The sequence below is a fragment of the Aminobacter sp. AP02 genome, assembly GCF_003148805.1.
GTDB lineage: Bacteria > Pseudomonadota > Alphaproteobacteria > Rhizobiales > Rhizobiaceae > Aminobacter.
Genome location: NZ_QGGX01000009.1, coordinates 160,687 through 183,928, shown reverse-complemented (window position 1 = coordinate 183,928; position 23,242 = coordinate 160,687). Strand labels below are relative to the sequence as shown.

Annotated in this window: 19 protein-coding genes; 7 read left to right on the top strand and 12 right to left on the bottom strand. The window is 62.4% G+C overall.

Translation table 11 applies throughout. The features are described 5' to 3' along the window. Positions 1 to 7: 7 nt before the first annotated feature. The 5 genes from C8K44_RS13875 to C8K44_RS13855 are packed head-to-tail and all read left to right on the top strand — an operon-like array spanning position 8 to position 5,181. Positions 8 to 1,516 carry a sugar ABC transporter ATP-binding protein gene (locus tag C8K44_RS13875; protein ID WP_245417482.1) on the top strand — a complete coding sequence of 503 codons (1,509 nt, stop codon included), beginning with the start codon at positions 8 to 10 and terminating at the stop codon, positions 1,514 to 1,516. Next, on the top strand, positions 1,513 to 2,490 hold the full coding sequence (locus C8K44_RS13870; protein WP_109576374.1) for an ABC transporter permease: 978 nt from the start codon (positions 1,513 to 1,515) through the stop codon (positions 2,488 to 2,490). Before C8K44_RS13875 ends, C8K44_RS13870 begins: the two co-directional genes overlap by 4 nt. After that, a complete protein-coding gene (locus tag C8K44_RS13865) occupies positions 2,487 to 3,500 on the top strand; it encodes an ABC transporter permease (RefSeq protein ID WP_109576373.1) in 1,014 nt (337 codons plus the stop codon). Before C8K44_RS13870 ends, C8K44_RS13865 begins: the two co-directional genes overlap by 4 nt. After that, positions 3,497 to 3,817, top strand: coding sequence for an L-rhamnose mutarotase (rhaM, locus tag C8K44_RS13860; RefSeq protein WP_109576372.1), 321 nt, complete (start codon positions 3,497 to 3,499; stop codon positions 3,815 to 3,817). The genes C8K44_RS13865 and rhaM overlap by 4 nt, the downstream gene beginning before the upstream one ends. Continuing rightward, entirely contained in the window at positions 3,814 to 5,181 is a 1,368-nt protein-coding gene (locus tag C8K44_RS13855) for an FGGY-family carbohydrate kinase (protein ID WP_109576371.1), read from the top strand. Before rhaM ends, C8K44_RS13855 begins: the two co-directional genes overlap by 4 nt. Here the strand turns inward: C8K44_RS13855 and C8K44_RS13850 are convergent. From C8K44_RS13850 to C8K44_RS13825, 6 genes are all read right to left on the bottom strand, one after another. Then, complete coding sequence (locus C8K44_RS13850; protein WP_109576370.1) at positions 5,178 to 5,981, bottom strand: creatininase family protein; 804 nt, start codon at positions 5,979 to 5,981, stop codon at positions 5,178 to 5,180. The two genes, C8K44_RS13855 and C8K44_RS13850, sit on opposite strands and share 4 nt — an antisense overlap. A 70-nt stretch (positions 5,982 to 6,051) precedes the next feature. Further along, positions 6,052 to 8,496 carry an FAD-dependent oxidoreductase gene (locus tag C8K44_RS13845; protein WP_109576369.1) on the bottom strand — a complete coding sequence of 815 codons (2,445 nt, stop codon included), beginning with the start codon at positions 8,494 to 8,496 and terminating at the stop codon, positions 6,052 to 6,054. Then, positions 8,493 to 9,674, bottom strand: coding sequence for a pyridoxal phosphate-dependent aminotransferase (locus C8K44_RS13840; RefSeq protein ID WP_109576368.1), 1,182 nt, complete (start codon positions 9,672 to 9,674; stop codon positions 8,493 to 8,495). The genes C8K44_RS13845 and C8K44_RS13840 overlap by 4 nt, the downstream gene beginning before the upstream one ends. Position 9,675: 1 nt before the next feature. Then, positions 9,676 to 10,362 (bottom strand): HAD-IA family hydrolase, encoded by a 687-nt coding sequence (locus C8K44_RS13835; protein ID WP_109576367.1) that lies wholly within the window; start codon positions 10,360 to 10,362, stop codon positions 9,676 to 9,678. Continuing rightward, positions 10,362 to 12,815, bottom strand: a complete 2,454-nt coding sequence (locus C8K44_RS13830; RefSeq protein WP_109576457.1) for an FAD-dependent oxidoreductase — start codon at positions 12,813 to 12,815, stop codon at positions 10,362 to 10,364. Before C8K44_RS13830 ends, C8K44_RS13835 begins: the two co-directional genes overlap by 1 nt. A gap of 23 nt (positions 12,816 to 12,838) precedes the next feature. Continuing rightward, positions 12,839 to 13,429, bottom strand: a complete 591-nt coding sequence (locus C8K44_RS13825) for an XRE family transcriptional regulator (protein WP_199227091.1) — start codon at positions 13,427 to 13,429, stop codon at positions 12,839 to 12,841. 177 nt (positions 13,430 to 13,606) lie between these two features. Here C8K44_RS13825 and C8K44_RS13820 point away from each other — a divergent pair, with 177 nt between their 5' ends. Further along, positions 13,607 to 14,317 (top strand): nitroreductase, encoded by a 711-nt coding sequence (locus C8K44_RS13820; protein ID WP_199227090.1) that lies wholly within the window; start codon positions 13,607 to 13,609, stop codon positions 14,315 to 14,317. A gap of 7 nt (positions 14,318 to 14,324) precedes the next feature. Here C8K44_RS13820 and C8K44_RS13815 read toward each other — a convergent pair whose 3' ends face one another. From C8K44_RS13815 to C8K44_RS13790, 6 genes are all read right to left on the bottom strand, one after another. After that, positions 14,325 to 14,720 carry a RidA family protein gene (locus C8K44_RS13815; RefSeq protein ID WP_109576366.1) on the bottom strand — a complete coding sequence of 132 codons (396 nt, stop codon included), beginning with the start codon at positions 14,718 to 14,720 and terminating at the stop codon, positions 14,325 to 14,327. A gap of 41 nt (positions 14,721 to 14,761) precedes the next feature. After that, positions 14,762 to 15,247 (bottom strand): SRPBCC family protein, encoded by a 486-nt coding sequence (locus tag C8K44_RS13810; protein ID WP_109576365.1) that lies wholly within the window; start codon positions 15,245 to 15,247, stop codon positions 14,762 to 14,764. A gap of 92 nt (positions 15,248 to 15,339) precedes the next feature. Next, positions 15,340 to 15,927, bottom strand: a complete 588-nt coding sequence (gene soxG, locus C8K44_RS13805) for a sarcosine oxidase subunit gamma family protein (RefSeq protein WP_109576364.1) — start codon at positions 15,925 to 15,927, stop codon at positions 15,340 to 15,342. Then, the gene (locus C8K44_RS13800; protein ID WP_109576363.1) at positions 15,920 to 18,916 is read right to left on the bottom strand and encodes a sarcosine oxidase subunit alpha; all 2,997 of its coding nucleotides are present in this window, start codon (positions 18,914 to 18,916) and stop codon (positions 15,920 to 15,922) included. The genes soxG and C8K44_RS13800 overlap by 8 nt, the downstream gene beginning before the upstream one ends. Beyond that, positions 18,913 to 19,212: a sarcosine oxidase subunit delta family protein gene (locus C8K44_RS13795; protein ID WP_109576362.1), complete on the bottom strand. Its 300-nt coding sequence runs from the start codon at positions 19,210 to 19,212 to the stop codon at positions 18,913 to 18,915. The genes C8K44_RS13800 and C8K44_RS13795 overlap by 4 nt, the downstream gene beginning before the upstream one ends. Positions 19,213 to 19,224: 12 nt before the next feature. Beyond that, positions 19,225 to 20,484, bottom strand: a complete 1,260-nt coding sequence (locus C8K44_RS13790) for a sarcosine oxidase subunit beta family protein (protein WP_109576361.1) — start codon at positions 20,482 to 20,484, stop codon at positions 19,225 to 19,227. A 198-nt stretch (positions 20,485 to 20,682) separates the two neighbouring features. Between C8K44_RS13790 and C8K44_RS13785 the strand changes: the two genes are divergently transcribed. Next, a complete protein-coding gene (locus tag C8K44_RS13785) occupies positions 20,683 to 23,166 on the top strand; it encodes a mechanosensitive ion channel family protein (RefSeq protein WP_109576360.1) in 2,484 nt (827 codons plus the stop codon). Positions 23,167 to 23,242: the final 76 nt, after the last annotated feature.

Sequence of the window (23,242 nt, the reverse complement as noted above, 5' to 3'; positions counted from 1 at the left end):
GACGCCTATGCGCGATCATCCGGCAACGCCGCGACTGACGCTTGCCGGGGTCACCAAGACTTTTCCGGGCGTGCGCGCACTGCACAATGTCGGGCTGTCGCTCTATCCGGGGCAGGTGACGGCGCTGATCGGCGAAAACGGTGCTGGCAAATCGACGTTGGTCAAGATCTTGACCGGCATCTATCGACCCGACGCTGGCACTATCACCGTCGATGGCCGGCAGGTTTCGCTCGCCAGCGCGCACGACGCGTTCGAGCAGGGCATCACAGCGATCCACCAGGAAACCGTGCTGTTCGACGACCTGTCCGTGGCGGAAAACATCTTCCTGGGTCATGCGCCTCGTACGCGGTTCGGCACCATCGACTGGCGCGCCATGCGCAGCCGGGCAGCCGAAGTGCTGAAGGGCATGGGGGCCGCCCACATCGATCCCGATGCGCGCCTCAAGGACCTCGGCATCGCCAACAAGCACCTGGTAGCGGTCGCCCGCGCCATGTCGATCGACGCCCAGATCGTCATCATGGACGAGCCGACGGCCGCACTTTCCGCCAAGGAGATCGAGGACCTTTTCGAACTGATCGACCTGCTCAAGCGCGAGGGCAAGGCGATATTGTTCATCAGCCACAAGTTTGACGAGATCTACCGCATCGCCGAGCGTTACACCGTCTTCCGCGATGGCGAGATGGTGGGCGAGGGGCTGCTTGCCGATGCCAGCCAGAACGAGATCGTCAAGATGATGGTCGGCCGTGCCGTCGATCACATTTTTCCGGAGCGCCAGCCGCAGATCGGCGCGCCGATGTTGAGTGTTTCGGACCTTTCGCACCCGACCGAATTCGACGGCATCAGCTTCGAACTGCGCAAGGGCGAGATACTCGGCTTCTACGGTCTTGTCGGCGCTGGCCGCAGCGAGCTCATGCACGCGGTCTTCGGCATCACCAGGACGAGCCGGGGCACCATGACGCTGGACGGGGCGCCCGTCGCGCCGCGCTCCGCCGCCGAAGCCATCGAGGCTGGCGTGGTTTATGTGCCGGAAGAGCGCGGCAAGCAGGGCGTCGTCATCGGCATGCCGATCTTCAAGAACGTCTCGCTCCCATCGCTCAAGCGCACCTCGAAATCAGGCGTGCTCCAGTTGAAGGAAGAGTTCGGCCTGGCGCGCAAATACACCGAGCGGCTCGACCTGCGCGCCTCCTCGCTGAGCCAGGATGTCGGCACGCTGTCGGGCGGTAACCAGCAGAAGGTGGTCATTGCCAAATGGCTCGCCACCGATCCCAAGGTGATCATCCTCGACGAGCCGACCAAGGGCATCGACATCGGCTCGAAGGCAGCCGTTCATGCCTTCATGGCCGAGCTGGTCGAGCAAGGGCTGTCGGTGATCATGGTGTCGTCCGAGCTGCCTGAAATCCTTGGCATGTCCGACCGCGTCGTGGTGATGCGCGAAGGTCGTATTGCGGCTGTCTACGACAACAAGGGGCTCGACGCAGTCACGCTGGTTCAGACCGCCGCGGGGATCGCCGCATGAAGACGCTGGCAAAACATCGCGAGATCTGGCTGCTTGCCGCCATCGCCGGCCTCGTTGCGCTGATCTCCGTGCGTTTTCCCGGCTTCGCCCGCCCCGGCAATCTGGCGACGGTGTTCAACGACACCTCGATCCTGATGATCCTGGCGCTCGGGCAGATGGTGGTCATCCTGACCCGCTCGATTGATCTCTCTATGGCGTCGAACCTTGCCTTCACCGGCATGGTGGTGGCGATGATCAACGCTGCATTCCCTGCGTTTCCGATCCCGCTGCTGATCCTTGTCGCCATCGGCGTCGGCCTCCTGCTCGGCGCGCTCAATGGTCTGCTGGTGTGGAAGCTTGGCATACCGCCGATCGTGGTCACGCTTGGCACGCTCACCATCTATCGCGGCGCCACGTTCCTGATTTCAGGCGGTGCCTGGGTCAATGCCGACCAGATGAGCCCGGCCTTTGTCGGGCTGCAGCGCATGCAACTGCTCGGCATGCCCGTGCTGTCCTGGATCGCGATAACTGTCATAGCGCTGTTTTTCGTGCTGATGTCCAGGACCTCGGTCGGCCGCTCGTTCTATGCCATCGGCGTAAATCCGACGGCCTCGGTCTATGCCGGCATCGATGTCGGCCGCACCAAGTTCCTTGCCTTCTGCCTTTCGGGCGCGGTCGCCGGCCTTTGCGGCTATCTCTGGATTTCGCGCTACGTCATCGCCTCGGTCGAGGTCGCCAACGGATACGAGCTCAACATCATCGCCGCTTGCGTCATCGGCGGCATCTCTATCGCCGGCGGCATCGGCTCGGTCGCGGGCGCCGTGCTCGGCGCGCTGTTTCTCGGCATCATCTCGACGGCACTTCCCGTCATTAACGTCTCGCCCTTCTGGCAGATGGCGATCTCGGGCAGTGCCATCCTGCTTGCGGTCGTGCTCAATGCGCGCGGCGAGCGCAAGCAGGGACGGATCATCCTGAGGAAGGCGGAAGCAGCATGAGCGCGACCGACATCACGCCCACGCCACGGCGCATTCCCGACCGGCTCGACAAGCCGTTTCGTTCGGCGATCCTTTCATGGGAGGCGCTTCTGGTCGCGGTGGCGGTCACGATCTTCATCGTCAACAGCTTCGCTTCGCCTTACTTCCTTGACGTCTGGTCGCTCTCCGACCTGACCTTCAATTTCACCGAAAAGGGGCTGATAGCGCTCGCCATGGCGCTTCTCATCATCTCGGGCGAAATCGACCTGTCGGTGGCGGCGATTATAGCGCTTGCTTCGACGTTGATGGGCATGGCCGCGCAGGTCGGCGTAGATACGCCTGGGGTTCTGCTGATCGGCGTTGGCACAGGCCTGGTCTGCGGCGCCTTCAACGGCCTGCTGGTCACCGGTCTCGGCCTGCCGTCGATCGTCGTCACAATCGGTACGATGAGCCTGTTTCGCGGCACGGCCTTCATAATCCTCGGCGACCAGGCCTACAAGGGCTATCCCGCGTCCTTCGCCTTCTTCGGCCAGGGCTATGTCTGGTGGGTTTTCTCGTTCGAGCTCGCGCTGTTCGCCATCGCTGCCGTTGTTTACTGGTTTGTCCTGCACCGGACGAGTTTCGGCCGGCGCATTTTTGCCATCGGCAACAATGCGGTCGCAGCGCAGTTTTCCGGCGTGCGCGTCGGGCGCATCAAGTTCATCCTGTTTTGCCTCACCGGTCTGATGTCGGGCATTGCTGCGGTTCTGATCACCTCACGGCTTGGCTCGACACGTCCCTCGATCGCGCAAGGCTATGAGCTCGAAGTCATTACAATGGTCGTGCTCGGCGGTGTCAGTATCCTCGGTGGCGCGGGCTCCATCTTGGGCGTGGTGCTTGCGGCTCTCATCATGGGGCTGGTCACCTTCGGCCTTGGCCTGCTCAACGTTCCGGGCATCGTCATGTCGATCTTCATCGGCCTGCTCTTGATCATGGTCATCGCGCTGCCGATCCTGTGGGACCGCTTCGGCAGGAGGAGGCGACTGGCATGAGCGCGGAAATATATGCCTTCAAGATGCAACTCAACCCTGGAATGAAGGCCGAATACATCAAACGCCACGACCAGATCTGGCCGGAATTGGTGGCGCTTCTCAAGGACGCAGGCGTTTCCGACTATTCGATCCATCTCGACGAGGAGACCAATATGCTGTTCGGCGTATTGTGGCGCCGCGCTGACCACACGATGGATGCTCTGCCCGATCATCCCGTCATGAAACGCTGGTGGGCGCACATGGCCGACATCATGGCGACCAAGCCGGATAATGAGCCGGTGTCGGTGCCGCTGCAAACCGTTTTTCATATGAAATGACCAGCCCTCGTACGGTTGCCGTCGTCGACATAGGCAAGACCAACGCCAAGGTGGCGCTGGTCGATACCGAAACGCTGTCGGAGTTCGCTGTTCGCCGCACGCCAAATGTCGTGATCCGCGACGGGATATACCCACACTTCGATTGCGAGGCGCTGTGGGGTTTCATCAAGCAGAGCCTGGCCGATCTCGAGGGAGAGCGAACGATCGACGCGATCTCCGTGACAACGCATGGCGCCACGGCCGCACTGCTTGCCGGCGATGGTAACCTTGCCATGCCGGTGCTGGACTATGAGCATGATGGCCCCGACGTGCTTTCGGCAGAGTATGATGCAGCGCGTCCGCCGTTTGGCGAGACTGGCACGCCTCGCCTGCCGCTCGGGCTCAACCTCGGTGCGCAACTCTTCTGGCAAGCCACGGCATTTCCACGAGATTTCGCGCTGGTGTCGACTATCGCAACCTATCCCCAATATTGGGCGTTCCGATTGTGCGGCGTGCTCGCGAACGAGACGACGTCTCTGGGCTGCCACACCGATCTTTGGCAGCCGGCGAAGGCAACATGGTCGAGCCTCGTCGACCGGATGGGCTGGCGCGCGCGCATGGCGCCGGTACGCAAGGCCGGCGACCGGCTCGGCACCGTCCTGCCAGACCTCGCCGAGGAAATCGGCCTACGTCGGGACACGCCGGTATTTGGCGGCATTCATGATTCAAACGCCTCGCTTTATCCGCATCTGCTTCAGCAGAGCGCACCATTCTCCGTAGTTTCGACCGGCACGTGGGTCATCGTGCTGTCGGTTGGCGGTGCGGCCAGCCATCTTGATCCAGCCCGTGACTGCCTGATCAACGTCAACGCGCTTGGCGATCCTGTTGCTTCGGCACGCTTCATGGGCGGGCGCGAATTTTCCTTGCTGGTCGAGCCAGCCAGGGAGGGTTGCGACGAGGCCGATCTTGAAGCCGTCCTCGGTGGCGGGGTGATGCTGCTGCCGTCCTTCCAGCAGGGATCTGGTCCGTTCCCGCGACGGAAGTCTTCTTGGCGTGGCGAGCCGCAATCGGCGGGCGAACGTTTCGCGGCCGTGTCGCTCTACCTGGCGATGATGACGGCGATCTGCCTGGAGCTGACCGGCGCGGGCGGGCCGGTCATCGTCGAGGGGCCATTTGCGAAAAACCGCATCTATTGCGCGATGCTGGCTGCAGCCACCGGGCGCAACGTACTCCCCGGGTCGGGCAGCGCCACAGGCACCAGCCTGGGCGCTGCATTGTTGGCAGCGCCTGATCAGGTCCGTCAACCTGCGTTCCGCAGGGTGGAGGCAACAGCCGCTGGATCGTTGCGCGACTATTTCGAGGCCTGGCGCGCGCTGGTTGGTTAGGCCAGCCACTCCGACAGCTTTGCCTTGCGGATGTCCTGCAACAGCCGGATGAAGCCTTCAGCCTGATGAGCCGCAGTCAACCGGCCTTTTTCCGCTGTTGCCACAGTAGCATTGCCGACGACGCCCTGGGGGTTGAGGTCGCTGGCGAGCCACGAAAACCCGTGCTGGCCATGCGAGCGCAGCAGCTCGAACTCTTTTTCGGCACGCTCGAAACTCGAGGCAAAATCCTCAGCCTGAGCCATGTCGACCAGATCGGGCCGGAAATGCAGCATCAGCGATGTCTCGACGTCGCCGCCATGGATGCCGAGTTGGATCTCTCGGCCAGGGTAGAGGCTTTCAGGGTAGCCGAAACGCCCCCAGCTTGTGCGCACCGAAAGGGCTGCGAAGCGCACACGTAGTTCACGCGAGACAATGCCCATGACCTCTTCGTTGCCGCCATGCGACGTCAGAAACACGAATTTGCGGATACCTGCTCGGGCAACTGACGCGCCGAGTTCCGTCCAGGCGTCGACCAGCATGTTGGCCGGCAGGCTGAGCGTGCCCGGCGCATGGATGTGCTCGTCGGACTTGCCGACGGCCTGGATGGGCAAGAAGCGGGCGTCGAGATTTTCAGGCAGGCGGGCAAAGACCTCTGCCAGCATGCCTTCCATGATGGACAGGTCTGTCGAGACGGGCAAATGCGGGCCGTGCTGCTCGATTGCGGCGACCGGTATGACGGCGATGGTCCTTTCTAGATCCATCGACGCAAAGTCGGCAGCCTTGAAGTCGCCCCACCAGACGCGTCGCTTCTGTTTCGTCACAATCAGGCCTCGCCGAACTGAAATCCCATTCGACTGAATAAGTCAGCGCAGCGCCTTTTGTAAGGGGTGGCTACATCCGCACACGTTCGGACTTGGGATCGTACATCGGTTTCAAGGAAGCTTCCGCCGCGAAGCGTTCGCCGGCGATCTCGATCTCGTAGGGCGAGCCGAGCACGTCGGCCTCCGTTTCGTTGGCGCATGGCACATAGCCGAGGCCCACGGCGCCGCCGAGATGGTGGCCGTAGTTGCCTGAGGTGATCGTGCCGACGATCTTGCCGTCGCGCACGATCGCCTCGTTGTGGAAGAGCAGCGGCTCGGGGTTCGTCAGGCGGAACTGAACGAGCCGGCGCGAGAAGCCGGCTTCGCGCTTGCGAAGTACCGCGTCGCGGCCGATGAATTTGCCCTTGCCTGATTTCACTGCAAAGCCGAGCCCGGCTTCCAGAACATGGTCCTCGTCGGTGATGTCGTGGCCAAAATGACGGAAGGCTTTTTCGATGCGACACGAATCGAGCGTGTGCAGGCCGCAGAGCTTCAGGCCGAGGTCAGTGCCGGCTTCGTTTATGGCTTCGAATACATGGGCAGCCTGGTCGGTCGGGATATAGAGTTCCCAGCCGAGTTCGCCGACATAGGTGACGCGGTGGGCGCGGGCGAGACCCATGCCGATCTCGATTTCCTGCCAGGTGCCGAACGGATTCTTGTCGTTGGAGAAATCGTTGGGGCTGACTTTTTGGATCAGTTCACGCGACTTTGGCCCCATCAGGCAAAGCACGCTTTCCGACGCCGTCACATCGGTAATGACCACGAACTCGTCGCCGAGGTGCTTGCGGAACCAGGCAAGGTCGCGTTGCAGCGTGGCTCCGGGAACAACGGCCAAAAATGCCGTTGGCGACAGGCGGGTGACGGTCAGGTCGCTTTCGATGCCGGCGCGCTGGTTGAGCATCTGGGTGTAGACGATCTTGCCCGGCTCGACGTCCATATCGTTGGCGCAAAGGCGCTGGAGGTAGTCCAGCGCCTCGCGGCCCTCGATGCGGATCTTGCCGAAAGAGGTCATGTCGAACAGGCCGACGCCGTTGCGCACGGCGAGGTGCTCGTCGCGCTGGTTGTCGAACCAGTTCTGCCGCTTCCAGGAGTATTTGTACTCGTGCTCCTGTCCGTCGCGGGCAAACCAGTTGGCGCGCTCCCAGCCGGCGACTTCGCCGAACACCGCACCGCGCGCCTTGAGGTGCTCGTGCAGCGGCGAACGCCTGATATTCCGCGACGTTGCCATCTGGCGATAGGGGAAATGGTCGGCGTAGAGCAGGCCGAGCGTTTCGGAAACACGCGCTTTCAGGTAGCTGCGGTTCTTCTGGAATGGCTGGGCGCGGCGGATGTCGACTTCCCAGAGATCGAAGGGTGCTTCGCCGTCGTGGATCCACTGCGCCAGCGCCATGCCGGCGCCTCCCGAGGAGACGATGCCAATGGAATTGTAGCCTGCGGCGACCCAGTAGCCGCCAACCTCAGGCGCTTCGCCGAGATAATAGCGGTCGTCGGGGGTAAAACTCTCGGGGCCGTTGAAGAAGGTGTGGATGCCGGCGGTTTCCAGCATCGGCATGCGGTTCACGCCCATTTCGAGGATCGGCGCGAAATGGTCCATGTCCTCGGGCAACTGGTCGAAGCAGAAATCCTCGCGGATGCCGTCCATGCCCCAGGGTTTTGCCACCGGCTCGAAGGCGCCGAGCATCATCTTGCCGGCGTCTTCCTTGTAGTAGGCGCATTCGTCGGGCACGCGCAGCACGGGCAGGCGGCCCAGACCGGGGATGGCTTCGGTGACGAGGTAGAAGTGCTCGCAGGCATGCAGCGGAATGGTGACGCCGTTCTGCGCGCCTAATTCGCGCGCCCACATGCCGGCGCAGTTGATGACGATGTCGGTCTCGATCGTGCCCTGTTCAGTGCCTTGCGCCCACGACACGCCTGACACGCGACCGTTTTGGGTGTGGACCTTTGATACCTTGACGTTCTCGATAATCCTCGCGCCGCGCTGGCGTGCGCCCTTGGCCAAGGCCATGGCGATGTTGGCTGGGTCGCATTGGCCGTCGAGCGGCAAATGCACCGCGCCGACCACGTCGGACACGTTGAGATGCGGGTACATCTCCTTGACTTCACTGGGGGAAATCTCGCGAACGTCGACATTGAAGGCGCGCGCAAGAGAGGCCTGGCGGTAGATCTCGTGCTTGCGCTCTTCGGTCAGCGCCACCGTGATGGAGCCGACCTGGCGCATGCCCGTGGCAACCCCGGTTTCTTCCTCGAGCTTGACGTAGAGATCGGCCGAATACTTCGCCAACCGCGTCATGTTCTGCGACGCCCGCAACTGCCCGATCAACCCCGCCGCATGCCATGTCGTGCCTGACGTGAGCTGCTTACGCTCCAGAAGCACGATGTCGGTCCAGCCGAGCTTCGCCAGATGATAGGCGACGGAGCAGCCGGACACGCCGCCGCCGATGATGACGGCGCGGGCACGGGCGGGGATTTCGGTCATGCGGCTGATCTCTCGTAGCTGGTGGCGAAGCGCCTCAGGCGGCCGGCGGCCTCCCTCAGCACGTCGTCGGGCTGGCACAGGCTGATGCGGATATGGCCTGCGGCGGCTTCGCCGAAGCTCACGCCCGGCATGACCGCGACCCTTTCGGAATCAAGCAGGTCCCAGGCGAACTTCTCGCAGTCGGGCTCAATGGCGCTGACGTCGAGCATGACATACATGCCGCCCTCGGAGCCGCGCACTGTGACGTTGTTCAATCCGCGCATCTGGTCGAGGAACAGCGTGCGGCGGGCGGCATAGGTCCTTGCTATCTGCTCGACACCGTAGTCGTTCTCTAGCGCCTCGATCGCCGCCCGGCTGACGAAGTCGGTCAGTCCATAGGTAGTGACGAGGTTGAGGTTGATGACCAGCGAGACGAGATCGGCCGGCGCGGTCAGCCAGCCAAGGCGCCAACCGGTCATGCCATGGCTCTTGGACATCGAGTTGATGACAAGCGTCCGTTCGGCCATGCCGGGCAAGGCGCGGGGCGAGACATGCTCGCCGCCGCCGAGCGTCCAGTAGACTTCATCGGACAAAAGCCAGAGGTCGCGGCGGATGCATAGCTCGGCGATGTCTTCCAGGCATTTGCGCGAATAAATTGCGCCTGTCGGGTTGTTGGGCGTGTTGATCAGGATCGAGCGGGTGTTCGGCTTGAGTGCCCTTTCGATCTCGAAAGCGCGCGGCTGGAAGCCGTCGGCAGCGTGGGCCTCGACCACCGTGTAGCTGGCGCCAGCGGCCCGGAAGGTGCCGGGATAGGTGGCGTAGTAGGGTGCCACGACCACAGCATGGTCGCCCGGATCGTGCGTCGCCTGCACGGCGGCATAAAGTGCTGCCTGGCCGCCCGGCGTGGCAATGATCTCGGAAAGAGGGGTGTCGACGCCAGTGCAGCGGGTCGAGATCCTTGCCATTGCGGCGCGCAGGCGCGGCAGGCCCGAGAGCTGGGTGTAATGGTGGTGGCCGGCACGAACCGCCGCCACGCAGGCCTCGACAGTCTCGGAGGGCGTGTCGAAGTCATGATCTCCGACCGACAACATGATGATGTCTTCGCCGGCCTGCTGGCGGGTCATGGCGGCGAAATGTACTTCCCAGCCGTCCTTGCCCGAGGGGACGATGCCGGAAATGCGGGAGGATGGTTTTGGCATCTCAGGCTCCCACGTGCTGCAAGGACGCCAAGCCGGTGAGCGTCAGCCTGCTTGCGCTGTCGAAGCGGGGCGTCAGGGCGCCATAGCCCGGAACAGACGGATGCGAGGTGCCGCCGGCGTGATTGTGCGTGGCTGTGATGACCAGCACTTTCGCGCCCGCTGCTTCGGCGGCGCGGATGCCTGCCGGCGCGTCCTCGAACACCAGGCAATCCTGAGCCCGCTGGCCAAGCCGCTCGGCGCCGAGCAGGAAGCAGTCGGGCGCCGGCTTGCCGTTGGCGACTTCCTCGCCGGTAACCATGGTGCGGGGAATGGGCAGGCCGGCGGCTTCCAGCCTGCGCAGCGCCAGTCGGCGCGGCGCCGAGGTCACGATCGCCCAACGGTCGGCGGGCAGGGCGTTGAGGAAGTTGAAGGCGCCATGGATCGGTTCAATGCCGTCGACGTCGTCGAACTCGGCCTGCGTCAATTCCTCGATCTCGGTCATCAAGTCGATGCCGGGCAGGTTCAACCGGGAAATGGTCTCATACGCGCGAACGCCGTGGATGGTCGGCAGGAAGCTTTCGACGTCGAGCCCGTGCTTGATCGCCCATGCGGTCCAGACGCGCTCGGTGGAGGCGATCGAACTCAGGATGGTGCCGTCCATGTCGAACATGAAGGCGCCAAAGTCGCGATCGGGGAAGGGAAGGGACATTATGCGCGTAGCCTTTCGTTTTCGGGATCCCACAAGGGCTTGTCCTGCTGGACCGTGGCGCTGAAGCGCTCCCCGAAAATCTCGACTTCGATGGTAACGCCCGGCACGGCCAGATCGGCACGCAGCATGCCCAGCGCGATCGATTTGTCCACCCTGTGGCCCCATCCTCCTGACGTGGTCTCACCGACAATTGAGCCATTGTGCCAGAGCGTCGACATGTAGGGCGCGTCGCAGTCGCCCGGTTTGTCGATCGTGAGTGTGACAAAGCGCTTCGAAACACCTTGCTGCTTTTCGCTGAGCAGGGCTGCCTTGCCGCGAAATTCCGGCTTGTCCCATTTGACGAAGCGCTCGAGACCGCCTTGCAGAATGGTGTAGTCGGTCGAAAGATCGCCCTTCCACGCGCGATAACCTTTTTCGAGCCTGAGTGAATCGAGGGCGAACATGCCGAAGGGTTTTAAGCCGTGCTTCTGGCCCGCTGCCCAGACGGCGTCGAACACCGCCGCCGTGTCCTCGACCTTGGTGTGGATTTCCCAGCCGAGTTCGCCGGCAAAGGAGACGCGCACGAGTTGGCACCAGCGTCCCGCGATGTGACACGACTGGTGCGAAAGCCAGGGCAGCGTCAAGTCGGCCTCTGTGACCTCCGCCAGGATCTTGCGCGTATTGGGACCCGCAAGGATCTGGCACGACAAGCTTTCAGTGGCGTTTTCGACGGCGATTTCAGAAGCTTCGGGCAGGTGTTTCCGCAGCCACTCGAAATCGTGCCATTCGGCCACGGCTGCCGTGATCAGGACGAAATAGTCGTCGTCCAGCGCAAGGATCGACATCTCGGTGACGATGCGGCCGGCATTGTCGGCGAAATAGCCAAGGCCGATCTTGCCTGGTCTGGGGACAACGCCGGTGATCATGGTCGCGAGCCAGGTGCGTGCTCCTGGCCCGTGCAGGCGGAAACGCGAGAAGCCGGGCAGGTCGAGAATGCCGGCGGCATCGCGCACGGCAAGGCATTCCTCGCGGATGCGCTTTTCCCATGGGCCTGAGCGGGCAAAAGTCTGGGTCGATTCCCCAGACAGGTCGTCGCCCGGCTTTGCGTACCAGGTAGCGCGTTCCCAGCCATTGTAGGCGTTGAACTGAGCGCCGAGAGCGGCGATCCGGTCGTGGATGGGCGAGAGCTTGCGATTGCGGGCCGCTGGCCAGGCGTGTCTGGGGAAGTGGATGGCGTATTCGTGGCCGTAGACCTCCATGCCCTTGGCGACCGCGTAGTCGGGAGCGGAGGCGAACGAGGTGAAGCGGCGAGGGTCGCAGGACCACATGTCCCACTCGGTTTCGCCTTGCGTCACCCATTCGGCCAGCACCTTGCCAGCACCACCAGCCTGGGCGATGCCGAAGGTGAAGACGCAGGCCTCGAATGCGTTGGGAACGCCCGGCATCGGCCCGATCAGCGGGTTGCCGTCGGGCGCATAGGGTATCGGCCCGTTGATGACCTTGGACACCCCGGCAGTGCCCAAGATCGGCACGCGGCGGACGGCGTCATCGAGATAGTGCTCCAGCCGCTCCAGGTCGTCGGGGTAGAGCTGGAAGGAAAAATCCGCGGGCATCTGGTCGTCAGGCGTTGCCCAATGGGCGCGGCAGTTGCGCTCATAGGGGCCGAGGTTCATGCCGTTCTTTTCCTGGCGCAGGTAGTAGGAGGTGTCGACGTCGCGCAGCAGCGGCAGTTTTTTGCCCGCTTCGCGCGACCAGGCTGCCAGTTCGGGGATTTCGTCGAACAATATGTATTGATGGCTCATCACCATCATAGGCACGTCGCGGCCAAACATCTTTCCCACTTCGGCGGCGCGGTAACCGGCTGCGTTGACCACCTTTTCGCAACGGATCTCGCCTTGCTCGGTGGAAACGATCCATTCGTCGTTTTCGCGGCGTACCGATATCACTGGGCAGAAACGGATGATCTTGGCACCCATATCGCGTGCGCCCTTGGCCAGCGCCTGGGTCAGTTGCGCTGGATCGATGTCGCCGTCGTTGGGATCGTAGAGCGCGCCCTTGAGGTCATGCGTCTCGATAAAGGGATAGCGCGCCTTGATGTCGTCGACGCCGACGACCTCGATGTCCATGCCTTGGTAGCGGCCCATGCCCTTGGCGCGCTGGAATTCCTGCATGCGCTCCTTGCGATGGGCCAAGCGCAACGAGCCGGTGACGTGGTAGTTCATCGGGTAGTCGACTTCGGCCGCCAAGCCTCGATAGAGCTCGGTCGAATAGCGCTGCATGTTCATCAGCGACCAGGACGAGGAAAAGGTCGGAACGTTGCCGGCGGCGTGCCAGGTCGAGCCTGAGGTCAGTTCGTTCTTTTCAAGCAGTACGCAGTCTGTCCAGCCTGCCTTGGCCAGGTGATAGAGCGACGAGACGCCGACCGCGCCTCCACCGATGATCACCACGCGCGCTGTACTCGGCAAATCAGCCATATCTTGTTCCTCCTTGCGCGCGATCAATAGACCGGCGGCGCCACGACCCAGATGACCACCGCCGCCACGCTTCCCTGGTTCCGCCATCGGAACGGTTTGTGGTCGAAGCGGAAGCTGTCGCCTTCGCCAAGCCTGTGCCAGGTGCCGTCGATCTCGATGTCGAAGCTTCCCGAGACGACGTACCCAGCTTCTTCGGTGGGACGTGTCACCGGTTTGGCCATGCCGGCGCCTGGAGCGAAGATCGAGCGCAGCATCTCGAAGCTGCCGCCGAGGTCGGGCGACAGCAGTTCCTCGACAAGGCCGGATTCGCTGCTGCCGAGCGTGCGCCGACGACCCGAGCGGACAATCACGCCTCGCTCTGCCTCGTTCGTGGCCTCGTGGGCAAAAAACAGGCTGATGGGCACGCCAAACAGTTCGGCGAAGGCCCGGAGGTCGCCGATCGACGGCGTCGACAACCCGCGCTCGACCTGGCTGACCCAGCCGACCGATCGGCCGAGCTTGAGGGCGATCTCGGCAAGTGTCAGCCCGCGCGACTTGCGCAGCGCCCTGAGGTCGTTGGCGAGCAGGTCGCTGGCGACATCGCCTTCCTTGCGTACGGTGCTGGCAGGACTCACGGATACCCTCGTGAAAAATCACTATTGAATTTCATGAAATGCCATCGTCGTGAAATTTTCAAGAGCTTTTTCATAATTGAGCAAGTTTCGCTTGCGGGACTCTTGGCGACGGTGCAAAGGCTGGCGGCACGGGAGGCGGGGGCAGTTTCGAAGAATATCGAGGCCAAGGGACCGTAAATGCTGGCACCTGAGCAAAGACCGCTCGAAATGACTGACACTGAAATCGTCGACGAAGCGATCATATCGCGGCGTTCGGTGCGCGCCTTTTTGCCGACTCCCGTCGAGGACAGCGTCATCCGGGAAATTCTCGACGTTGCCGCGCGCGCGCCCTCTGGCACCAATATGCAGCCCTGGAAGGTCTATGTGACCACCGGAGCGGTCAAGGAACGTATCGCAGATGCCATCCTGAATTCAGGCGTGCGGGCCGAAAAGGCAGTGTGGGACGAATACAAATATTATCCCGACCAGTTCTTCGAGCCATATCTCGGCCGTCGTCGCGCCAATGGCTTCGGGCTCTACAGCACGCTCGGCATCGGCCGGCGCGACGTCGACCGTATGCGCGCCCAGCACGACCGCAACTTCGTGTTCTTCGATGCGCCTGTCGGCATGATCTTCACCATCGACCGCAGGCTCAACCAGGGCTCGTGGATCGACTACGGCATGTTCTTGCAGAACATCATGATCGCAGCGCGCGCGCGGGGGCTGCACACCTGCCCGCAGGCGGCGTTCGCACCTTATCATCGTCAGATCAGGCCTGTGCTCGGTATTCCCGAAGAGGAAGTCGTGGTCTGCGGCATGGCGCTCGGCCACGAGGACACGACGAAGCCCGAGAGCACCTTCCGCACCGACCGGGCGCCTTTGGAGGAATGGGTTCAGTTCTTGAAGTGAGGCGAGGTCAGGCGCCCGTTCGTTTGCCAAGATAGGCGCAGCATTCCATTTCCACCTGCGCGCCGAGCGCGAGGCCATTCGTGCCAAACGCCGAGCGTGCGGGCAAACGATCCGGGTCGAAGTAGCCGATATAGACCTTGTTGAAGTCCGCCCATTTGGACATGTCGGCGAGCATGATCGTGCATTTGAACACGTCAGCGAAGCCCAGCCCGTTTTCCCCAAGCATCGTTGCGATGTTCTCCATCGTCTGGCGCGCTTCCGCTTCCATGCCGCCGGGCACAAGTTCGAGCGATCCCGGCCGATTGCCGAGCGCGCCCGACAGATAAAGCACCTCGCCGACGCGGACCGCCTGGCTGAACGGTAGCTTTAGTGCCTTGGCCTCTGGCGAATTGATGAACTCCATTCCGATCTCCCTCCCAACCAATTTGTTGCGCCGACACTGGCCTACGGGTCGGTGGTAGCGCGTTTAGCGAGATAGCGGCGCAGCCCCGCTTCGCCGCGTGGTGTCGTCCAGCGATGGTTCCATGCAAATGCGGGACGCAGCAATGGCGCGAGAAACCGCAGGATCGGGCGTTCGACAACAACCTGCCAAGTCAGTGCCACATGCGTGCCATTACCCAACGGCGTGAGCACCGCCCGCCAATGGCCATCGAAATCGCCTGACGTTTTCACGGCGACGACCTTTCCCGGGATCAACTCGACGGCTTCAAGAATAAAGTTCAACTCGTAAGGCAGGAAGCCCCGGGCGCGGGCTCCTGCCTTGGCGCCGACCGTCGGTTCTTGGCTAAAGGTCAGCTTCTCAACTGCCTTGTATACGTCGCCCCACCAAAGCGGCAGCAGGCCAGGATCGGCCAGCACTTCCCACACCCGTTGAGGCGATGCCTCGGGGATTTCCCACGCTTCATCGAAGCGAAACGCGTTGCTCGCCATGACCCGGCACCCTTTCGACACCGAGAATGCCCCGATGGCACAGGGCAAAGCGAACTTTATTCCGTTGAGCACCGCATGGCCATTCCCGGCTGTTACCTTACTTCGTAGCCGACCTCATCCGCAGCGTGGCACAGCATCTTCCAGAACGATCGGGCGAAGGAGCGGAAGACGTAGAGATCGAAGCTGGCGGGTCCGCTGCGCTGGATCTGGGTGAAGATGTCATGATGGGTCGTGGAGATGCCCGATCCCAGCGGAAAGGCTGCGGACGAAAAATCTATGGCAAAAAGCTTTGCCAAGACCCATTCCGCTTTCGCGCCCGTGATGCGCAGAGCCGTCCGCCCATGTGAGAGGTCGGTCACGGTTCCGATTGCCGAGGGAACCTCCTTGGCAAAGGTCGCGGCTAGCCCCTCCGACGTGTCGGTAACCAGAAACTTGGCCGGCGCAAAACCGAACGCAGCATAACGGTCGGACGAGGCGCCAGCGCCGGCGCCGTCGGCGAGCTTCAGGGCGGTGACCGAGTTGATCGTTGCCATCAGCTTCTTTTCCTGGCCCGGCCACGCCGCGAGCTGGACAATGGAGCCAGGCGCGATCTCGGAGAGGGTCACGCCAATACCATCGACGAAATTGCCATGCGATCCGGCCCGGAATACGGGCTCCAGCGGTGACAGCTGTTCAACCATGCATGCGCTTCCCTTCGGGGTCGAAGAAGTGGTGGCTGACGATCTCGACCGGCCCGAAGCGGTTGCGCAGCGGATCGGAAACATGGGCGCGCTTGCCGTGGCGCGCCTTACCCCCGGAAACCAGCGCCAGCGCGATATACTTGCCAAGCGCGGGCGAGAAGCAGGCAGCGGTGATGTGACCAAGTGAACCATGCGGGTTGTCCGTGTCGATCTCGGCCACGATGTGAGCGCCGCCATTGAGCGGCCGGTTGTCGAGCGAGATCAGCCCCACCAGTTCGAGTCGGCCCGAGGCGACAAGCCCTTCACGGTCCATCATCGCAGAGCCGATGAAGGGCTTTTTCTTCGACAGCATCCAGCCGAGATGCAGGTCGCGGGCCGAGGTTCGGCCGTCGATCTCGGCGCCAGTCACATGGCCCTTTTCGATGCGCATGGTGCTCAATGCCTCGAGACCGTATGGCACCATGCCGAACGGCTCGCCCGCCTCGATGAGCGCTTCCCAGACATGGGTTCCGTGGCCAGAACCTGAATAGACTTCGAAGGCCATCTCGCCGGAGAAGGACAAGCGGCAGATCAGGACGGGGGCGCCGGCAATCTCGCCGTGGACAATGCCCATGAAGGGCAACGCCTCGTTGTCCACCTTGGTGCCTGTGACGCAGGCGGCGAGAATTTCACGCGCCCTTGGCCCACCGATCGCCGCACCCGCCCACTGGTCGGTGACCGAGGTCAGGTGCACCCTGAGCTCGGGCCATACGACGTCGAGGAAGTATTCGAGATGCTGCATGACCTTGCCGGCGTTGGCCGTCGTGGTCGTCATCAGGAAATCATTGTCGCCGAGCCGCCATGTGGTGCCGTCGTCGAAAACCAGACCGTCTTCGCGCAGCATCAGGCCATAGCGCGCCTTGCCGACAGGCAGCGTGGAAAACAAGTTGGTGTAGACCCGGTCGAGGAATTCGGCTGCGTCCGGACCCTGGACGGCGATCTTGCCGAGTGTCGAGACGTCGACGATTCCCGCCGCTTGGCGGGTCGTTTGCGCTTCTCTTACATAGGCCTGCTCGACGGTCTCACCGGGCTCGCCGTAAATCATTGGACGATGCCACAGGCCGGCCGAGTACATCGTCGCGCCGTTTTCGAGGTGCCAGTCGTGCATCGGCGTCAGGCGATCGGGCTTGAGGTCGCCAAAGCGCTCGGCGGCAAGCGAGCCGACTGAGACCGGCGCGTAGGGTGGGCGAAAGCGGGTCGTGCCGACCTCCGGGATCGGCTTGCCCACGGCCTCGGCCATGATGGCGAGACCGGGCACGTTCGAACCCTTGCCCTGGTCGGTCGCCATGCCGAGCGTGGTGTAGCGCTTGAGATGTTCGACCGAGACAAAGCCTTCGAGATGGGCGAGACGCACGTCGTCGGCGGTCACGTCATGCTGGTAGTCGACGAACGCCTTGCCATTCGCCTTGATCTCGAACACTGGCGCTGGGCGCGGATCGAGCGCTGCCGGCTCGATATCAGGAGCCGTTCCAATCTCGACCTCTGGTTGGCCAGCAGCCTTTCGACCGGCGGCAAAGCCTTCCAAAATGGCGTCAGCCGTCGAGAAAGTGCCGTTGAAACCCCCGGCGCCATACCAGCCGTTGCCCGACTCTGGCGGCAGGAATGCTTGCAGATCGTCGTCCCAGACAGGTCGCGCGCCAGCCTGGCTGGCCAGATGAATGGTCGGCGACCAGCCGCCAGAGACGATCAGGCAGTCGGCTTCGATCTTGCGCGCGTTGCCCGGCAACACGCCAGCGGCGATCGAAAACGCGGCCAACTTCACGCCGGCAAGCTTCTTGGCGCCTTCGGTCGCAATCACCGCATGGCCGGTGAGCAGTTCGGCGCCGCATTCCCGAGCGAGCGTGCGGCAGTCTTCAGAGACGTCCTGGCGCAGGTCGGCGATGGCGACAATGGTCGCGCCGGCCTTGTTGAGAGTAGCAGCGGCTGAATAGGCGCTGTCGTTGTTGGCAAAAACTACGATCTTGTCGCCCGGCAGCACGCCATATTGATTTGCGTAGCGCATGGCGGCACTGGCCATCATCACGCCGGGTCGGTCGTTACCGGCAAATACCAGCGGGCGCTCGAAGGCGCCGCTGGCGAGCACGACATTCTTGGCCCGGATGGTCCAGTGGCGATGGCGCGGCGCGCCCTTGGCAGGCGTTGCCTTGTGGTCGCCGACGCGTTCGATGGCCGCCAGCGTATTGCCGTCGTAGTAGCCCCATACGGTCGTGCGCTTGAGCAGCCGGACATTGTCGTGGTCCCGGAGTTCGCCGACGATGTCGGACGCCCACGCAATTGCCGGTTCGCCATCGATGGTCTCTCCCGACCAGTTGGCCGATCCGCCGAAAGTCGGGTCGAGTTCGGCAAGGATGACACGAGCGCCCGAGGTTGCTGCTTCGCGCGCTGCGGAAAGTCCCGCTGGGCCTGAGCCGACGACGAGCACGTCACAGAACGCGTTCATGCGCTCGTAGCGGGATGGATCGGGCACATTACCGGCACGGCCGAGACCGGCAGCACGGCGGATGATCTTTTCGCAGAGCATCCAGAATCTCGTGCCCTTGAGCGGGCCGATCACCGGACCCATGAAGGTCTTGTAGTAGAAGCCGGCCGAGATGAACTTGCCGCCAAGCTGGTTGATCGCGCTGACGTCGTAGGCAAGCGAAGGGAAGCGGTTCTGGCTGACGGCGACCAGGCCCTCATAAATCTCGACCATGGTGGCCGGAATGTTGGGTTCGCGTACGTCGCCGCGCAGCACGGTTACCAGGGCATTGGGCTCATCGATGCCCGCTGTCAGAACGCCGCGCGGGCGATGGTACTTGAACGATCGGCCGAACAGCGAAACGCCGTTGGAAAGCAGGGCGGAGGCGAGCGTGTCGCCCTGATGCCCGGCATAGGCGGTGCCGTCGAAAGTGAAGCGGATGGTACGCAGCCGGTCGATGCGGCCGCCCGATGGCGTGCGGCGAGGGCTCATGCCTTGGCTCCCGACTTGCGACGGCCATGGGTGGGCGCGCCATGTTCACGGGCAAAGCGCACGCTCGACACTTCGTGGGTCAGCGTATCGCGCACGACGGCAAGATGTGCCCGGCAGCCGCCGGCATGCTGCCAGATTTCATTGTGCGCGCCGGCCGGATTCAGCCGGTCATAAACATAGGCGTTCCAGGTTTCGGGATCAGTCGAAGCCGGGTCCGGGCGTTTCCGATTGCCGTCGCCCTGATAGGCGAATTCGGACACATCGCGCGGACCGCAATAGGGGCAGGTGATCAGCATGAATATGAACCCCTAATGCAACCGTGGCGTTGGACCCTGGCCCTTGTCGTCGATGACAGCGCCACGGCTGAACCGGTCGAGCGTAAACGGCGCGCTCAACTCGTGCGGCGCGTCCCTGGCGATGGTGTGGGCGAAGCAGAAGCCGGAAGCTGGCGTTGCCTTGAAGCCGCCGTAGCACCAGCCGCAATTGAGATACATGCCGGGCAGGGGGCCGGTCGTGATGATCGGCGAGCCGTCCATCGACATGTCGCAGACACCGCCCCATGAGCGCAGTACGCGCACCGGGGCCAAGCTCGGAAACAACGCCACCATTTCGCTCATCACCTCTTCGACGATGGGCAGGTTGCCGCGCTGGGCGTAGGAATTGTAGCCGTCGAGGTCGCCGCCATAGACGAGGCCGCCCTTGTCGGACTGGCCGACATAGAAATGGCCCATGCCGAAGGTGAGCACCGTGTCGAGGAAGGGCTTCAGCGATTCCGACACGAAGGCCTGCAGCACCTGGCTTTCGATAGGCATCTTGTCGACGCCGGCAAGTTGCATCACGCGTCCGGTGCTGCCGGCAACTGCCACTGCGACTTTCCTGGCGCGGATCTCGCCTCGGTTTGACGTAACGCCAACAATCCGGTCGCCATCGCGCAGGAAACCTGTGACTTCACAGTTTTCGATGATGTCGACGCCGCGCCGGTCGGCACCTCGCGCATAGCCCCAGGCAACGGCGTCGTGCCGGGCGGTGCCGGCGCGTTCTTGCATCAGCCCGCCATAGATCGGAAAGCGCGCCGATCGCGACATGTCGAGCCCGGGCACGCGGCGGCCGATCTGGGCTGGCGTCATCAGTTCAGCGTCGACGCCGAGATGGCGCATGGCGTTGCCTTTGCGTGCCAGATCGTCGAGTTGGCCCGGCGTATGGGCGAGGTTGAGCACGCCGCGCTGGGAAAACATCACATTGTAGTTGAGGTCGTGAGAGAGGTTCTCCCACATCTTCATCGAGTGCTCGTAGAAGCGGGTATTCTGCGGAAGCAAATAGTTGGAGCGAACGGCGGTCGTATTGCGGCCGACATTGCCAGAGCCGAGATAACCCTTTTCAAGCACAGCGACATTGGTGATGCCGTGCTCCTTGGCGAGGTAGTAGGCCGTTGACAGGCCGTGCCCGCCACCGCCGATGACGACAACGTCATACGATGGCTTCGGGCTCGCCTTGCGCCAGGCCGGCTTCCAATCACGGTTGCCGCTGAGCGCGTTCTTCAGAAGCGAAAGGGCCGAATATTCCGCCATCCTGCAAATCATCCTTTGGGCTGTGTGCGGACACTATAGGCAGCTTCCAGAATTCAAAGCCAATATTCCGCCATTGCCTTTCGTTAGGCCGACTTTTGAATCAGCCAGCCTAGCTCCGGCTTGCCCGGCTGGATGAGCATCTTTATCAATGGCCGCCTTGCCAATTGGCAAACAGACCGAGAGAGTCGCTGACAAATCATGTTTTTCTCCGCAGTTCGGCGCATCGGCGTCACCTTGTTCTTCCTCGTCGCCGCGCTTCTGGCGCAGGCGACCGCACAGGATCTAGGCAAGGCACCAGCCGGCGTAATCGCCGACCAGCAGGAGGTCATCGCCAGCCTCGCCAGCAAGGTCGACGCGCTGCAAAAGAAGGTGGAGGAGAATTCGGAGGATGATGCCGGACTGGTCGATATCCGACTTCAGCTTGAGGAGCTGTCGCGCAGTTTGCTACAAAGCGCCGTTGCGTTTCGCCCGCGCCTAAACGAGATCAACGCGCGCCTGGAGCAGCTTGGCAAGCCACCGGCCGAAGGCAAGCCGCCTGAAGCTGCCGTCGTCACCAGCGAGCGCGAAAACCTGACAGCTGAAAAAGCGGAGATCAATGCGGTGCTCGGTGTTGCCGAGAACCTGTCGATCAGAATCGATAAGCTCACCGGCCAGATTACCGAAATACGTCGGCACCTGTTCCAGAACCTCCTGACCAAGCGCTACGAAATCAACTTTGCCTTGGCCTTCGAGGTCATGCAGGCCTTCAAGGCCGAGATGACTGATCTTTACAGCACCGTCTCGTCCTGGATCCGTTTCGTCGTCAGTTTCAAGCTCAAGTCGATGCTGGCCGCGACCTTTTGTGCCTTGGCCGCCGCCGCCGTCATCATCATCGGCGGACGACGCATGTTCGGCCGGCTCTTCGAGGCTGACTCGAGGGTCGAGGAGCCATCCTACCTCAGCAGGCTCTCGGTGGCCTTTTGGTCGACTCTGATGCAGACGTCGGCGCTCGTCGTTTTCCTCGGTGTTACCTACTTTCTATTCGACTATTTTGCGGTGCTGCGCGGCGACATCGGCTCGATGCTGTCGTCGTTGTTTTACGTCATCGCCATCGTCTTCTTCGTCTCGCGGCTGGGCATGGCCGTGCTTTCGCCCAAGCTGCCGAACTGGCGGCTGATACCGGTCGAGAGCGGCGCTGCGCGCTGGCTCATGCTGCTGATCATCGCCACCGCCTTCTTCACCGGCCTCGATTACTTCCTGAGCTCTGTCTATCAGGTGCTGGGCTCACCCGTAGCTTTGACGGTGGGCGAAGCGCTCGCATCGACCGTCATCATCGGTGTGCTTGTCGTTCTGATTGGCCTGGTCAAGCCATTCGTCGATGAAGATGGCCGTCCGAAGCCTTGGCCCCGCCTTATCCGCTACGTTCTGCTTACCTTAGGCGGCGTCACCATAGTGGCGGCCTTGCTCGGCTATATTGGCTTGGCGCGCTTTGTTTCGCAGCAGATCGTCGTGACAGGGGCGATCCTTGCCACCATGTATATCGGCTTCCTGTCGTCGCAGGCGATCAACGAGGAAGACGCCTTCATTAAGACGACCGTCGGCCGCCGTATCAAGAGGATGTTTGCCCTCGACGATACGACGCTCGATCAGCTCGGTCTTGTGACCAGCATCGTTATCAACCTTCTGGTGCTGGTCGTCGGTGTGCCGCTGATCCTGTTTCAGTGGGGGTTCCAGCCGGGCGACATGATCACCTGGCTCTACCGGATCGGCACCGGTTTCCAGATTGGCAGCTTCAATTTTTCGCCCGCCGGCATTCTCTCCGGCATCGTCGTCTTCGCGCTAGGCTATTTCCTGACCCGATGGTTCCAGGGTTGGCTCGACGGCTCTGTGATGGCGCGTGGCAAGGTCGATGCCGGCGTGCGCAATTCGATACGCGTGGCCGTGGGCTATGCCGGTGTCGCGCTGGCAGGGCTGATTGCGATTTCGGCGGCGGGCATCGATCTTTCGAATCTGGCGCTTGTTGCCGGTGCCCTTTCCCTCGGTATCGGCTTTGGCCTCCAGAACGTAGTCTCCAACTTTGTGTCCGGCCTGATCCTGCTAGCAGAGCGGCCATTCAAGGTTGGCGACTGGATCGTTGCGGGTGCGGTATCGGGCACGGTCAAGAAGATCAGCGTGCGCGCAACCGAGATCGAGACCTTCCAGCGCCAGTCGGTAATCCTGCCCAATTCGGAACTGATCAACAGCGCGGTCGGCAACTGGACCCATCGCAACAAGCTTGGGCGCGTCGACATCAAAGTCGGCGTCGCCTACGACAGCGACGTCAAGCGGGCCTATGAAATCATGCTCGACATCGCGCGTTCGCATCCGATGGTTCTGAAGAACCCGGAGCCCTTTGTGCTGTTCGCCAATTTCGGCCCAGCTGCACTGGAATTCGAGATCCGGTTCTTCCTGGCAGACCTTCTGGGCAGCAACACTGTCCAGAACGATATCCGCTTTGCTGTCATCGACGCGTTCGCTCGCGCGCATATCGATATCCCTTCGACGGCTCGCGCGCATGACACCAAGCCCGCCGAGAAATGGCCGGCCGACGACGAGCAAGTCGAAGCTCAGGTGGCGGAAGTGGAAGAGGCGCGAAGCAAGCGTGCCGCCGAAGCCACTGCTGGACGCAAGCCAGGAAAGTCCAAGAAGCCGGATCCAGAATAAGCGCGACGCGCGCCGGGCAATTGTGGCATGAACAAGGCATTCAGTTGCCGTTCAGCTTCGAACTCATATAAGCTCT

What these genes read in the sequence shown, in the direction of transcription:
- C8K44_RS13790 (WP_109576361.1), bottom strand. Translation starts at nt 20,484, where the DNA reads ATGGCGGAATATTCGGCCCTTTCGCTTCTGAAGAACGCGCTCAGCGGC.
- C8K44_RS13855 (WP_109576371.1), top strand. Translation starts at nt 3,814, where the DNA reads ATGACCAGCCCTCGTACGGTTGCCGTCGTCGACATAGGCAAGACCAAC.
- rhaM (WP_109576372.1), top strand. Translation starts at nt 3,497, where the DNA reads ATGAGCGCGGAAATATATGCCTTCAAGATGCAACTCAACCCTGGAATG.
- C8K44_RS13865 (WP_109576373.1), top strand. Translation starts at nt 2,487, where the DNA reads ATGAGCGCGACCGACATCACGCCCACGCCACGGCGCATTCCCGACCGG.
- soxG (WP_109576364.1), bottom strand. Translation starts at nt 15,927, where the DNA reads ATGGTTGAACAGCTGTCACCGCTGGAGCCCGTATTCCGGGCCGGATCG.
- C8K44_RS13835 (WP_109576367.1), bottom strand. Translation starts at nt 10,362, where the DNA reads ATGTCCCTTCCCTTCCCCGATCGCGACTTTGGCGCCTTCATGTTCGAC.
- C8K44_RS13800 (WP_109576363.1), bottom strand. Translation starts at nt 18,916, where the DNA reads ATGAGCCCTCGCCGCACGCCATCGGGCGGCCGCATCGACCGGCTGCGT.
- C8K44_RS13840 (WP_109576368.1), bottom strand. Translation starts at nt 9,674, where the DNA reads ATGCCAAAACCATCCTCCCGCATTTCCGGCATCGTCCCCTCGGGCAAG.
- C8K44_RS13820 (WP_199227090.1), top strand. Translation starts at nt 13,607, where the DNA reads ATGCTGGCACCTGAGCAAAGACCGCTCGAAATGACTGACACTGAAATC.
- C8K44_RS13830 (WP_109576457.1), bottom strand. Translation starts at nt 12,815, where the DNA reads ATGGCTGATTTGCCGAGTACAGCGCGCGTGGTGATCATCGGTGGAGGC.
- C8K44_RS13810 (WP_109576365.1), bottom strand. Translation starts at nt 15,247, where the DNA reads ATGGCGAGCAACGCGTTTCGCTTCGATGAAGCGTGGGAAATCCCCGAG.
- C8K44_RS13870 (WP_109576374.1), top strand. Translation starts at nt 1,513, where the DNA reads ATGAAGACGCTGGCAAAACATCGCGAGATCTGGCTGCTTGCCGCCATC.
- C8K44_RS13795 (WP_109576362.1), bottom strand. Translation starts at nt 19,212, where the DNA reads ATGCTGATCACCTGCCCCTATTGCGGTCCGCGCGATGTGTCCGAATTC.
- C8K44_RS13875 (WP_245417482.1), top strand. Translation starts at nt 8, where the DNA reads ATGCGCGATCATCCGGCAACGCCGCGACTGACGCTTGCCGGGGTCACC.
- C8K44_RS13845 (WP_109576369.1), bottom strand. Translation starts at nt 8,496, where the DNA reads ATGACCGAAATCCCCGCCCGTGCCCGCGCCGTCATCATCGGCGGCGGC.
- C8K44_RS13815 (WP_109576366.1), bottom strand. Translation starts at nt 14,720, where the DNA reads ATGGAGTTCATCAATTCGCCAGAGGCCAAGGCACTAAAGCTACCGTTC.
- C8K44_RS13785 (WP_109576360.1), top strand. Translation starts at nt 20,683, where the DNA reads ATGTTTTTCTCCGCAGTTCGGCGCATCGGCGTCACCTTGTTCTTCCTC.